General features: G+C 37.2%; 12 protein-coding genes. 1 reads left to right on the top strand and 11 read right to left on the bottom strand.

Translation table 11 applies throughout. The features are described 5' to 3' along the window. Positions 1-105 precede the first annotated feature (105 nt). From MHB55_RS00810 to MHB55_RS00760, 11 genes are all read right to left on the bottom strand, one after another. Positions 106-927, bottom strand: coding sequence for a phytoene/squalene synthase family protein (locus MHB55_RS00810; protein WP_340844003.1), 822 nt, complete (start codon positions 925-927; stop codon positions 106-108). Positions 928-1,000: 73 nt separating this feature from the next. Then, entirely contained in the window at positions 1,001-1,732 is a 732-nt protein-coding gene (locus MHB55_RS00805) for an SDR family NAD(P)-dependent oxidoreductase (RefSeq protein ID WP_191697312.1), read from the bottom strand. 147 nt (positions 1,733-1,879) lie between these two features. Then, entirely contained in the window at positions 1,880-2,659 is a 780-nt protein-coding gene (locus MHB55_RS00800) for an alpha/beta fold hydrolase (RefSeq protein ID WP_340863945.1), read from the bottom strand. A 145-nt stretch (positions 2,660-2,804) separates the two neighbouring features. Next, the gene (locus MHB55_RS00795; RefSeq protein ID WP_340862347.1) at positions 2,805-4,463 is read right to left on the bottom strand and encodes a hypothetical protein; all 1,659 of its coding nucleotides are present in this window, start codon (positions 4,461-4,463) and stop codon (positions 2,805-2,807) included. 263 nt (positions 4,464-4,726) lie between these two features. Continuing rightward, positions 4,727-5,767 (bottom strand): ABC transporter substrate-binding protein, encoded by a 1,041-nt coding sequence (locus MHB55_RS00790; protein WP_144538311.1) that lies wholly within the window; start codon positions 5,765-5,767, stop codon positions 4,727-4,729. Positions 5,768-5,985: 218 nt separating this feature from the next. Further along, positions 5,986-6,750, bottom strand: coding sequence for an iron ABC transporter ATP-binding protein (locus MHB55_RS00785; RefSeq protein ID WP_154311929.1), 765 nt, complete (start codon positions 6,748-6,750; stop codon positions 5,986-5,988). After that, positions 6,747-7,703: an iron chelate uptake ABC transporter family permease subunit gene (locus MHB55_RS00780; RefSeq protein WP_144538309.1), complete on the bottom strand. Its 957-nt coding sequence runs from the start codon at positions 7,701-7,703 to the stop codon at positions 6,747-6,749. Before MHB55_RS00780 ends, MHB55_RS00785 begins: the two co-directional genes overlap by 4 nt. Continuing rightward, entirely contained in the window at positions 7,690-8,646 is a 957-nt protein-coding gene (locus MHB55_RS00775) for an ABC transporter permease (protein ID WP_144538308.1), read from the bottom strand. Before MHB55_RS00775 ends, MHB55_RS00780 begins: the two co-directional genes overlap by 14 nt. 450 nt (positions 8,647-9,096) lie before the next feature. After that, positions 9,097-10,332 carry an MFS transporter gene (locus MHB55_RS00770; protein WP_144538307.1) on the bottom strand — a complete coding sequence of 412 codons (1,236 nt, stop codon included), beginning with the start codon at positions 10,330-10,332 and terminating at the stop codon, positions 9,097-9,099. A 378-nt stretch (positions 10,333-10,710) separates the two neighbouring features. Then, positions 10,711-11,397, bottom strand: coding sequence for a GNAT family N-acetyltransferase (locus tag MHB55_RS00765; protein WP_144538306.1), 687 nt, complete (start codon positions 11,395-11,397; stop codon positions 10,711-10,713). 14 nt (positions 11,398-11,411) lie between these two features. After that, the gene (locus MHB55_RS00760; RefSeq protein ID WP_144538305.1) at positions 11,412-12,524 is read right to left on the bottom strand and encodes a mandelate racemase/muconate lactonizing enzyme family protein; all 1,113 of its coding nucleotides are present in this window, start codon (positions 12,522-12,524) and stop codon (positions 11,412-11,414) included. Positions 12,525-12,611: 87 nt separating this feature from the next. On the opposite strand from MHB55_RS00760, the gene MHB55_RS00755 reads away from it, so the two are divergent. After that, complete coding sequence (locus tag MHB55_RS00755; protein ID WP_144538304.1) at positions 12,612-13,844, top strand: transcriptional regulator; 1,233 nt, start codon at positions 12,612-12,614, stop codon at positions 13,842-13,844. Positions 13,845-13,974: the final 130 nt, after the last annotated feature.

Raw genomic sequence — 13,974 nt, 5'->3', positions numbered from 1 at the left:
TATAGTTTTTTCTAATATAGAATCAAGAAGCTATACTAAACTTCACAAAAATATATCTCTTTAAAAAAATCCCGAGAACTTATGTCTCGGGATTTTTACGTATATTTAAACTTCCGCTTGTACTTCTACAACGGTTTCTTCAACTTCCGAACGAGACATTTTTTCTTGTCCATTCTTTAGTGCTTTTAATGTTTTATGAGCTAATGCAAGAGGTAGCTTGCAGAATAGTAGGATGCTTTTGCGATTAATGCTTTTAATATATTCATCCGCTTTAGCTAGGTTGCCCTCAGCATATTCAAACATATCTGCTCGTGTCCATCCTTCTGGAAAAAACTGAACCCCGCGCTCACTATCCTCTTCCTTATTACGTAAAATATTTACTGCCTGTAGGCCTCGACCATAAGCAATTGCTAAATCACGGTCTGTTTCAATGTCAGCATTCCATTTCCATAGGTCAGAAAGCATTACACCAACAAGCCCAGCTACATAGTACGTATACTCGTCCAAGTCTTCTTTTGTTTTTACTTGCCATTCCTTCTTTGTCCACTTTGCCATTCCTTCTGCCATTTCAGCAGTATAGGTCTTAACAGTCTCTACTAGATCTTTCGGACAAATTTCAAGCCAATCTCCCAGTCTTAAGGAAACTGCTGGCAGAGTTTCTTCATAGGGAGCTACAAGCATTTCATATTCTTTTTTATCAAAATCATTTACCAGCATTTTGCTAGTTTCTAATAGTAAACGCTGTTTTGCTTGTGAATCTAATGTTTCATGGTCTTCAATCTCGTCAATTGCACGCATACAGAGATACGCAGAGGCAACCGCCTTTTTTAGAGTAGGTTCTAAAAAAGTAATTGGTATATAAAAGGTTCTGCTTGTTTTCTTCAGCATATCCATTGCTTCTTTTTGTAATGTTGCTACTTCACGCACAACTAGGCCTCCATTTCACAATCTACTCTATCCTCTATTGTATCGGATTTTCACAAAAAGATAAAACGACTCCTTACAGTTGTCGTAAATCTGTTACAACTTCGCTTGTATAATATTGTTCGCTTTCCACAAATCTAATTAGTTTGGAAGCAACTTCCTCCGCACTACTTAACTGACCGGTATTCTTATATTCCTTGAAACGATCTACTAATGGAAACTCACTTTCCGTGGATTCCCGAATTCTACCTTGCATATTTGTATCAATAATTCCTGGCGCAATCGAAACCAATTTCACTCCATTAGATTTGCTTGCCTCCTCCAGCTGAACTGCTTCAGTAAATCGATCTAGACCAGCCTTCCCAGCACAATAGCTGCTCCACCCCTCATATCCCTTACGGCCCGCGCCAGAAGAGATTTGCATAACTTTCTTTGGAATTTCTTTTTGTTCTGTCATCTTTATAAATGTTCCCGTCAAAATCATAGGCGCAGTTAAGTTTACTGCAATACTTTTTGCCACTAAATTGTTATCTATATCTCCCGCTGTCCCGATAGGTTCAATTGTTCCTGCGTTATTGATAAGTGTTATAGTCGTTGCACCCTCTATGACTTCATTCATCAACTCTTCCATAGTTTCCGCTATTTTTTCAGTTTTAGCTAAGTCTAATATGAAGTGATGATAATTAGAATGCTCAAATTTACTTTCTCCTCTAGCAATCCCATATACCACTTTATTGTTGTCTAGTAATTGCTTTACTAACTCTTGTCCAATACCGTTAGTTGATCCCGTTACGATAAATACATCCATTTCATTTCCCCCTTCAATTGCTATTACTATTAGCATATCTTTCCTTTTAGCTACTTTCAATTATGTTTATGTACAAGTTTGGAGAAAATAAAAAAAGACCTCGAAAATATTTTTCTAGGTCTAGTCAGAATCACCAGCAAGCTTTCATTAAATAAAGTCCATTAACAAGCTATTAAACCTTTCTCTTTCCTCCCAGAAGGGACCATGACCACTGTAGTAAAACGGCAACAATTGTGAGTTTGAAATTTGCTGATGAATTTCCTCAGCTTGAGAAAAAGGGATAACCCTATCATGGATGCCATGTACAATAATCGTTGGTGAAACTATTTGGCGTAGATCCTGTTGAACATTTTCATCTCTAAGTAACTCGATGACTGCTGCTGTAGACCACCCAGCTGCTTGCAATCCCATGTGAAAGAACCAATCACAAAACTCCTCCGTAGCATATTGAAAAAAGAAACTATCCGTTACTTCTCGCATCATCTTAGGTCGATCATTCAATGCTAAATGTAAAAAATGGTCAGCTGTGTCTTTTGTAAAACCTGTTGGTGCTGCAGAATCCACTAAAACAAGATGTGTAACACCTTTTCCATTGTGCCTAGACATATAGCGTATAGCTATTGCCCCTCCTGTTGAATGACCTACTAGTGCAAAATCATCTAATTGAAGTGCATCTACTATTGCTAGAATATCATCCGCCAGCCTATCATACGTGTACCCGTCTATTGGTTTATCAGACTGGCCAAATCCTCTCCAATCCAGACCTATACAGCGATACCCCATATGTGGGAGCACATCAAACTGATACTCAAACTGCTTGTGACTTAACGGCCAGCCATGAACAAACAAGATGGTTTTTGAGCCGGTAGGATTTATGTCTTCCACATATAAATTCACACCTGGTTCTACGTTTACAAAATACCCTATACTACTTCCTCCATTGTTCAATTGATTTTCATTAGCGTATTCATCTCATTAGACATGAGTTACTTTTGACATAAAAAGTCCCATTCTAGCCTTGGGAGGGCATAGAATGGGCTCAGCTATTAAGAGTAAGTCACTCTCTATTCAGTTATTCAATACCTTCTATCGTTACTTCCTTCACTGGTAAGAATAGCTCTCCAGTTTCTAAGTACTTCACCTGTACCTTGTCGCCTACTTCCATATAAACAACGAATGGCGCCATTTCTGAAGAGACGATGTAATTTGTTTTATTGTCTAGCAAGAACGATACTTGCGTGAAGTCCCCCACACGTTCTTTAAATACACGTACTACTGTGCCAGAGACTGATTTTTCCTCAGCGTTTGAACTGCCATCTACTGTACTTCCTCCACGCTGAATTGCTGTTTTATAGAGTTTTAATGCCTCATTCGGTGTATTACCATACACCGATATTTCTGGGTTAGCAGCTGAGACGATAAAGTAATTCTGTAAGAATCCGTTTGAATCCAGTACTGGTGTTAGCCAGCTTGCCTCTCCGTAGAAATTATACAGAACTGGCATTTCACCGGACCATTTCTTTTCAATAAATTTCTTTTCAATAATTTGAAGTGCCCCTTGAGAGTCCATATAGGAATCCTCAAGGTTTCCCGTGTAGTAGGTCGCTTTGCCTGTTCGTCCGTCCGTCAAGGAATAGCCAAGCATAGAATCTACACCTTCTTTTGGACTCGTAAAGTCTGTAAAATAATACATTTCCCCATTTTCAGTGAAGATTGGGCTGACGTTTGCCTCTGTTCCCTCATCTGAAGGCAGTCTCACGTCCTTTTTACCAATCAAGCTATTGATAAACCCATGTACATATTTTCCGTAATAGCTATTTTGTAAGCTAACAGTCTCTGGTGACACCGCACCATCGATAAATTCTGGGACATCTGCAAGCGCAAATGATTCTGTTTGGCCTGTCGAAGGGTCTACTACGACAATACCTTCTACATCAAAACCGTTACGAGCTGTGATGAATTTACCATATGATCGTATATAATACGGCTTACCATCTTCATCAATTTCTAATTGTGCATCTCCATAAAAGATTTTATTCGGATGCTTCATACGCATATGTCTTTCCAAGTTTTTATGAAGATACGAAGACGGTGTATAAGTCATATCTGCTTTTACAAATTTCGGATTATCCGCAGAATCGGTTGCACTCATTGTAAAATACCCTGGAGTAACATCCCCATTCCACCACTTGAAGAATCCTGAAAATTCTACGGGTGCAATATAAACGTACTTGCCATCTACTTTTTGAATTTGTAAATTACCCAATTCATAATAGCTTGTGTTTGGCACTTGCCCAAATGCCTTCTTCATTTTATTACGAGCAAACTTAGGAGGAACACTCGCTGGCGTCTTTGTTTCATCGAATGCTTCAATTTCCACTTGTTCATCCATTTTCGCTACTTCGTACTTCTTATCAGCATTCCATACAGGAGCTGAAAGCATATAAACCGTTAAAGCTAAACTTCCTAGTAAAAGAACTCCTTTTACTTTTTGTTCTGCACCTCTCGCCAAAAATGTTCCTGCAAAAGTTATAATCACTAGCCAAGGCCATAAGGCAGTCCAGTTTCTATCTAAATTGGTTACATAGTATATAATTGCGACTACAACGAACGTTAGGATTGTTAGTAAAGCAATAGAAGAAATTTTATCCTTTCGATCGCCGCTAAGCGGGACAACTAGTAATGCAGTAACAACTGCGACTACGGCTGAAATAATAAATACATAAGCCATTTATCCATCCTTCTTTCTTTTATTCATACTCCTTTATACGGTCGAAAGACAAAATAGTTTCAAGCTTTACGTTATATTGATTTTTGAAAGTAGCCATAAGAGCTGATTAATTTGGCGCCATTTTACCGTTTCTATGCGCTCCTTATACGATTTTCATAGCTATTTTTTCATATAGGATTTTCTTTACAAACAAAAGACCCTATAAGATGACCTTTTTTCAAAGTGTCTATCTTATAGGGTACTTAATGTTGAGATCCAAAAAATTATTTTAATTCATTTAAGATTTCATCTAATTTTTCTGTTTCTGTTGTTACACCGTTGCTTGAGAAGTACCAGTTAACACCGTCTAGGTATACGATTTTGCCTTCTTTGTAAGCACGAGTTTGTTTGATAATATCATTTTCGATGTCTGCTTTAATTGTTTCTACATCAGAAGCAGTACGATCAATAATTAGTAATACTTCTGGGTCAACAGAAAGGATTGACTCGTAAGAGAAATCAGAACCGTGTGATGAAGCTTCAATATCAGTAGTCGCTGGTTTAAAGCCAAAGTCATTATATACGTAAGCAAAACGAGAATCTGCCCCGTTATCGAAACCAGAGATTTTCTTATCGTTGTACATTGCTACTAATGCGTTTTCATAACCTGCTGCTTTTTCTTTCACAGCATCTACTTTCTCTTGTAACGCTGCTTTTAATTCTTTAGCTTCTGTTTCTTTATCAAAGATTTGAGCTGCTAAGTCAACTGTTTCATTTACAGCATCAATATAGTTTTGGTTATCAGAACCGATGAATACTACGTTCGGTGTGATTTCTTTCAATTCTTCATAGAATGGAGATTGACGACCAGAGATAAAAATAACATCTGGTTCAGCAGCTGCTACTGCTTCAAAGTCAATTTGTTTTAATGTACCAACATCAGCAACACCGTCAACAACATATTTTTCTTTTAAGTGCGGAGGGATGTTACCTTTACCACCGCCAGCTGCGATTCCTACGATACCTTCCACACCTAAAGCGTCAAGTGTATCTAAGAAACCATAGTCCAATGTAATAATACGTTCAGGCATTTTTTCTAATGTAACATCTTCAAATGTGATTGTTGTACCTTTTTCTTCATCTTCACGTGAAGCAGTTAAGGAAGATACTGTCATTGGGAATGCAGAAGTTTCCGCAACCTCATTTTCTGCAACAGGTGTTTCTTTATCAGTAGTTTCTCCAGCTGATGATTCGTCATCTGAGTTACATGCTCCCAGCATTAATGTTAAAGCTGCTAACGCAGTTAAAAATTTCCATTTCTTCATCTTTTGCTTCCTCCTAGAAATACTATCTTTAATTGAAAATGATTATCATTTTCATTCGTCTGTAATCAGTTTAAATGAAACGCACAAAATTTGTCAACTCATTTTTGCAATTAATTCTCATTCTCATTTAAACCGCATTAAATACGTGCATAAGTGACTAGACTCATGCACGCATATTGAATCTTCTACCTATTAGAGATAAAACATTTTGCTGAAAATTAATGGGAATTGAAGTATACGCAAATACGGCAACCATCTTGCACTTGTACAGGAATATCCATATCATATACATCACGTAAAGCTTCCGAGTTAATAATCTCATGCGTTGGACCATCCTTTACAAGACGGCCATCCTTTAATGCTACGATGCGATCAGAGTATACAGAAGCAAAGTTAATGTCATGTAATACAATGACTACAGTTTTCCCTAAATCATCTACAAGCTTGCGTAAAATTTTCATAATTTGTACAGAATGTTTCATATCTAGATTATTTAAGGGCTCATCTAATAAAATATATTCTGTATCCTGAGCAATAACCATTGAAATAAATGCACGCTGCTTTTGACCACCCGATAACTCATCTAAAAAATTATCTTGCATTTCGGTTAAGTTCATATATTCCAGTGCTTGGTCGACCAATTTTTCATCCTCTGCATTTAGTCGCCCCTTGGAATACGGATAGCGACCAAAGGAAACAAGCTCGCGAACAGTTAAACGGATATTTAAGTGGTTTGCCTGTTTTAAAATAGCTACTCGCTTTGCAAAAGTATCTGACTTCATTTTCTTTACGTCCGTTTGATCTAAAAATACTTCCCCTGTATCAGCATCTAATAGTCGGCTCACCATTGATAACAAGGTGGATTTACCAGCACCATTTGGGCCAATAAAAGAAGTGATAGCCTTTGGTTGAATTTTTAATGTTACATTTTCAACGACCGTTTTTTTCCCAAAGCTTTTAGAAAGCTCTTTAATTTCAATCATTCTGCTTTCCTACTTTCCTTTAGTAATAAGTAAATAAAGTAAATCCCACCGACAAAGTTAATTATTACACTAATGGTTGTATTCAAATGGAATATATGCTGCACGAGAAATTGTCCTCCGACAAGCGCTATAATACTAATCAAGCTCGCCCCAACAATTAATACAGAATGTTTATAGGTGTCTAAATATTGATACGCTACATTCGCTACAATTAAACCTAAGAATGTGACAGGTCCAACTAACGCTGTTGAAGTAGCTATTAACACAGAAGATAATATTAAAACTTGTAGTACGATTCTGTCATAGTTAACACCTAGATTGATGGCATTATCTCGACCTAATGATACAACATTCAAATCTCTCAACAATCGAGAACCATACAAAAATGCCAGCCCCAGTATAACTATTGCAATAAGTAACAATTCTGTTTTCACATTCATAAAGCTTGCAAACAATCGAGCTTGTAGACTTTCATACTCTACAGGATCAATAATAACTTGCATGAATGTTACTAGACTTCCTAACAAGGTTCCAATAATCATACCCGCTAACAATAGAAGGAAAATTGGATATTTATCTGCTCGGAATAAAAAACGATATAAGATTAGAGCGAAAATTACCATCGCAATAATAGATACACTAAAGTTTAAGTAACGGCTTACGACGAAAACAGAAGCTGAACCTGCTGTAAAGTATATTACCGTTTGCACTACTTGATACATAGAGTCAATACCCATCACTGAAGGTGTTAATAAACGGTTATGTGTTACAGTCTGGAATATAACCGTCGCATATGCAATTGCTGTACCAGTGATAACCATTGCAGCTAAACGCTCTAAACGCTTTGGAAAGGCATAACTGAAACCACCCTGAATATTATAAAATGCAAACAACGCCATAAATATTAACGCAATAACAGCTAAAATAATTAGCTTGGTACTATTTTTTCGCATATGCTTTCCCCCTAAACAACATAATTAAGAAGATCGCACTGCCAATTACGGCGACTGTCGTATTTACCGGAATTTCATATGGATGGACAATTAAACGGCTTATAATATCACATGCTAGTAAGAATGCAGCACCCATGAAAATAGTATGCGGTATTGTCTTGCGTAAATTATCTCCCAAATACAAAGAAACAAGGTTAGGAACGATTAAACCTAAGAATGGGATAATACCTACTGTTAAAACTACCGTTGTAGAAATTATCGCTACAATAACAAGACCTATATTTAACACTGTACGATAACTTAGACCTAAGTTTTTTGCAAAATCCTCACCCATACCAGCTACAGTGAATTTATTTGCATAAATATAAGCAATAATAATCGCTGGTACAGCTACGTATAGTAATTCATAGCGCCCAGAGACAACTAATGTAAAGCTCCCTAAAAAGAATGATTCAACGTTTTGTAAAACATCTGCTTCATATCCTAAGAATGTTGATATGGCCCCAATGATATTACCGTACATAATACCGATTAAAGGTACGAAAATAACATCCTTAAATTTAATACGCTCAAGCAATTGCATAAAGATAAAAGTTCCAATTAGAGCAAATGTAAAACTAAAGAAAATCTGTCCCATATAAGACATATTTGTAAAGAATATCATCGAAACTATAACACCTAGTTTTGCTGCATCAAGTGTACCAGCCGTTGTCGGTGATACGAATTTGTTTCGGCTTAAGCTTTGCATAATTAAGCCCGCAATACCCATTCCTGCACCAGCTAATATAATTGCCATTAAGCGTGGCAATCGACTCATTAAAAAGATTTGGGTCTTTTGGGAGTCCCAATCAAGCAGATCACTCGGTTTAATATCAATGGCTCCTATAAATAGCGAAATAAAGGATAGGATAATAGTTGCTACTACTAATATCCATAATCTCATTTGTAATCCCCATAAAAAATTATTTTTCTCAATTTTATTGATAACGATTATCATTATTGAGTCGTCTTTCATTATAAACAACGAATATAGTAAAATCAACCTGTTCTACTCGATAACACTATTAATTTTCACTATTCTTTGTACTCTAAAATTATGAGAATTTATAATAAGATATGGAAGAAGGGCAATTCGACTCTCGCTTACTTTCCCTATCAAGCGAATATGAAAAAACTGCTCATTTTTATTAGGCAGTTGTATTACTTATTAACTTTTTGCAGTAGTATTTAATTACTTATTAAAATTCTATCATCCTGTTTCAAATGTAAATCTTATAAGCTTCTCCAAGGTTGCGATTCTTCAGCGGAACCCCTTTGCTCGTTCATCATTTGGGACTTCATCCATTACCCTAAGCCCCCCAAACATACAACTTATTATTTGAAATATATACTTCTACATACTAACTTCTTCTAGACATATAGTCTTTTTCTTTTTAACCTCAAAGCCCCTCTTCCAGCTGATCGTCACCATAAAGGCAGACACGACCAATACGCCACTTAGAACATAGAAACACATGACGATTAGACCTGAAGAAACCATCCCAGTAAAAAGGGCTAGCAATAAAATTCTTATGAGTAAACCAATGGAACGAAACAAACTATCAACCCTACCAATGATTTCGTTTGGAATTTGATCCATCAGGAAGGAATTCCTCGCAACCCGAGCTCCACTGTTTCCAATCGCTAAAAACAACATTAATGTTAAGTAAATAGGTAGTTCAACAAAGACTATCATGGAAATCGCAACCGTATAAATAAGCACTCCTAGAATGATTGTCTTCTCATTTCCTAGTTTTTGCGCCAGAATAGGAACAACAATACCTGCTAGCACTGCACCAGCAGCATATATCATCCCTTCTAAACCATATACACTTGCATCCGCGTCTAACACTTCAACTAGATAAACAGGAAACAAATAGTTTGTTAGCATGACCCCTATAAAAGGCATAAAAGAAAATACTAAAAAGACAAACATGGTTGGGCGAGCCAACATATAAACTAAGCCTTCCCACGTTTTACCTTTCTCCACCTTTTCTGCCTTCGATCGTTTCGCTCTTGTGTAAGGTAGCTTAACATAAAAGTATATCGCTGCTCCGTACGTCAATACATCTAATAATAAAATATAATGTAAATCCCATTTCATCAGTAAAATACTCGCCACTCCCCCAGCAATCATACTAGAAAGCTGGCCCTGTACCTCCATTGTGCCATTTAAAGACTTATACTGATCCTTATGGAAAATTTCCTGATTCATCGCAAACATGGTTGGATAAAAAATGGTGTAATATAGACTACCTATCATATAAATTAGTGTATAGTGCCAGATTTCATAGGATAAACCTAAAAATCCAATAGAGGCAAAAAACAATAATACAACTAAACAAACCACTTCGCTGATTAAAAGTAATTTTTTTCTGGACATTCTATCCACTAAAGAACCTACAAAGGGCGTAATTATAAAACTAATGATAGTCATAGAAATTGTAATGTACCCAAATACAGCGTTGCCATCGTCACTCGTCACTAGCATCCAAGGAATTGCAATCATCGTTATTCCTGAGCCAATAGAGGAAGCTATATTAGCAAATATAATTAGCCAAAATCGTGAATCCTGATATAAAGTTTTCATCGTCAAACACCCCTTAAAATATTCTTACTATTTTAAATATAAGGGAGTCGAAGTATCTCGCATTCAGTCAAAGGTCTTGAATGGTTCTCATACATTTGACTGAAGAAAAGAGAGGGTGTAGCTCTTCATCCAACACAATACTCCTGTTTGTGACAAGGCTGCACAGGAACTTCATAAATAATTTGAAAAATTTTCTAATAAAAAAAATCATTTTTACCTTAATGGGTCGTAATCCCAGTAGATAAAAATGATGTATTTGCCTTACATATTATTTTAAGACCTCAAGTGAGATAAAACCTTTTGGTTACTTCAAAACTATTTAGGGAGCTTTGCGGATAAGAGACTCCCTAATGAATTTTCATTAAGGGTCTAATCGCTTTATATAGTTTCCTTAAATACAACAAACCACTCTTCATCTTTTTGGAAGATGCTTGTGCCTACCCAGCCCGCTGCTAGTAATTTTTGCTGTTCCTCTATGCCCCCCATTTTTATATGGAGCTCTTTTTCGCCAAATGTTATAAAATCATTTCCATCGATTCTCTTGTAAAATATGTAACGCAGCATATTATCATACTTACGTTTGAGAGCTTTAATAACCATTCCTTGGCTTAGCTTGTCTTTTAAACTGGCAAAGTTAAATGGTGCTACCGTCGCACAAATATAGATGTATGTAGAATCCTGCATAAGCTCCATTACAAGGTCCGCTAGTTTTCTTTGGAGACCGTAACCGCGGTATTCAGGATGGACATTCGTAATTTCTTGATAAACAACGTCACCTAATTGTTCTTCCGAAAGACCAATATCATATCCTAAATGATGCTTGTCCATTGCTGGAATCGCAAGGGTACGAAATGCGATTAGCTCCTCACCAGCAAATACACCTACCATTAAACGATGCTCTAGAGAGTCTTCGAATTCCTCCTTTGTAAGGGGCTGTAAAAACTCTTTATTATCTAAGTTTTGCAAGACAATGTCCTGTAAGGCTAAAATTTGTTCTATATTGTCCTTTGTTAACTCTCGAGCTGGGTACTCTTTTTCCCCAAGACTGACTATCCACTCTTTCATTGATGCACTTCCTCTTACTTCATTACTTTATCTGAGAACTCCGTTAACTCTTTTAACATCTCTTCATCCACGTCAATACCTAAACCTGGTCGCTCATTAAGTTTAATAAAAGGAACATCATAGCGCAAATTTCCAACGTCCTTCGAGAACTTAAGTGGACCCGTCAATTCGACACTCGTAAATGCTTTTTTAGAGAAAGCTACATGAAATCCTGCGGCTGAACCAATGGAAGACTCGACCATAGAACCGATTTGACATTCTAAGCCTGCCATTTCAGCCATATGAGCAAGCTTCATAGCGGGATATATACCGCCACATTTCATCAGCTTAATATTCACTTTGTGTGCAGCTTGCTTCTCTATTAACTCACGCATATCACGAAGCCCTCTCAAGCCTTCGTCCATCATAAGGGGGGTACTAGTTTTTGCCTTGACCTCCACCATTCCGTTAAAATCATCTGCCATTACAGGCTGTTCCAGCCAATCTAGTCCTGTATGCTCTAGCTGACGCATCGCAGAAATCGTGTTAGCACTATTCTTCCAACCCTGATTTACGTCTACGCGAATGGCAATCTCATTGCCTACCTTTTCTCTAACTGCTTGGATTCGTTTTACATCAGCCTGTACTTCTGTTCCTACTTTCATTTTAAATGAAGTATAGCCCTCTTTCATACGTTTTTCTGCTTCTTCTGCCATAGATTCTGGGGAGCCTATGCTCAATACATGAGTAACTGGAAATCTTTCATGATAACGCCCACCTAGCAATTGGTATACTGGAACACCTAGTTTTTTACCGACCACATCGTAGCAAGCAATGTCTAAGGCTGCTTTAGCTGCTGGTGCTTGGTAGACAGCTTTATCCATCTTTTCATGAAGTCGCTCAAATTCCATCGGATTTTCTCCGATTAAAGCTGGTGCTAAAGTATTTTTTAGCATAGCATATGTGCTCTCCCATGTTTCTCCTGTTACGTGCTCGTCTGCGACTGCCTCTCCATACCCAACTAGACCTTCTTCTGTTGTGAGCTTCACTATGATAGAAGGCATATCATCGTACGTATGATAACTAATGATAAATGGATCGATTAATGGTAATCTAATAGCAGATATTTCTATTTCTTTAATTTTCATATTTTTCTAACTTCCTTTACATATTTTTATTTTTTGGTTATAGTTGTCGTTAAATAGTCGTTAAATACATAAAAAAAGGGGGATATCATGCAATCACGTATAGCAGTTCTTGGCTCTACAAACTTTATAGATCGCTTGAAGCATTTCGAACATGAGATGCCTTTTATCCGTTTGGATTATTATCACTATAATACTCCAAAAGAGGCGAAGGAACTAGTAAAAAATATAAAACCATGCGCCGCTGTATTTTTCTCTGGTTCGCTCCCCTACCTATATGCGAAAAAAGAGAGAGAGCTCTTGCCTGTACCTTCCTATTATTTAAAGCAGGACAGTACTTCCGTTGCTACTACATTATTAGCAACTTGTCATACTCCTATTCATCAAGTTTCCATGGACTTAATAGAACCAAAGCTTGTAGAAAGTGTCTTACAGGATATCAACCAAACAGCTGCCGTTCCCTTTCTTATGCAAATTGATCCTGCATTCTCTTTAGAAGAGGTGGTGTCTTTTCATATTAGCCTACAAAATGCCGGAAAAACAAAGCTTGCAATTACTTCTGTCCACGCTGTTTATGAATCTTTGATGCAAAGTGGAATACCTGTCGTTCGAATGATTGACCCAAAAAACTCTATTTTAAAAGCGATTGAAGAAACCAATTCATTAGCAATTCTCGCAAAAAGTGAAGCCTCCAAAATTGCCGTTTGCTCTATTTTACTAGACCAAGAGGACTCTAGCTCAGCAACCTCCTTGAATAAAGTAACAGATTCTATAGACGCTTCGATTGTTAAAGTCGATGACCTGCTTTATATGCTTTTCACTACTCAAGGAAAGGTTCAACTTGCCTTGGAGAGCAACGTGGTGAATAGCTGGTTCGACCTTTTTAGCACCCCCGTCCGCATTGCCTTTGGGTATGGCACGACAGTGTTAGAAGCTAGTGAAAACGCTAAGGATGCCTTAAAACATGCTACAAAAAACAATATCTATCTAATGAACCAGGAAAAACAACTAACTGGGCCACTCCTTCAAAATGAAACTAAAATCGACTTAAGAACGAACGATCCTAGGCTTGTTTTAGTAGCCAAAGAGACAAAATTAAGCCCAGCTAATCTTTCTAAGATTATGCAATTTAGTCGCATCCACCATTCCGTCGAGTTTACTGCACATGATTTAGAAGTCTTTTTAAAGGTCAGTAGGCGAACAACTGAAAGGATTCTTAAAAAGTTGTCGGATCACGGTTATGCATCCATCGTTGGTGAAGAAATGACCTATCAGCAGGGGCGACCTCGAGCGGTATATGAATTTAACTTTCCTACCTATTAAATTTAAAGCCTGCTGAGTTCTAGGTAATTTTGCTGAACGGTCATAAATTTTTTTATCCGGTCATAAATCTCCTCTATCCGGTTATAAAATTTTCTATCCGGTCATAAAAAGCTTTTTGGCATTAAAAAGC

The organism is Psychrobacillus sp. FSL K6-1267, from assembly GCF_038003265.1.
Taxonomy (GTDB): domain Bacteria; phylum Bacillota; class Bacilli; order Bacillales_A; family Planococcaceae; genus Psychrobacillus; species Psychrobacillus faecigallinarum.
The sequence above is the reverse complement of the archived record's forward strand: the minus strand, read 5'-3'. Positions and strand labels throughout refer to the sequence as shown.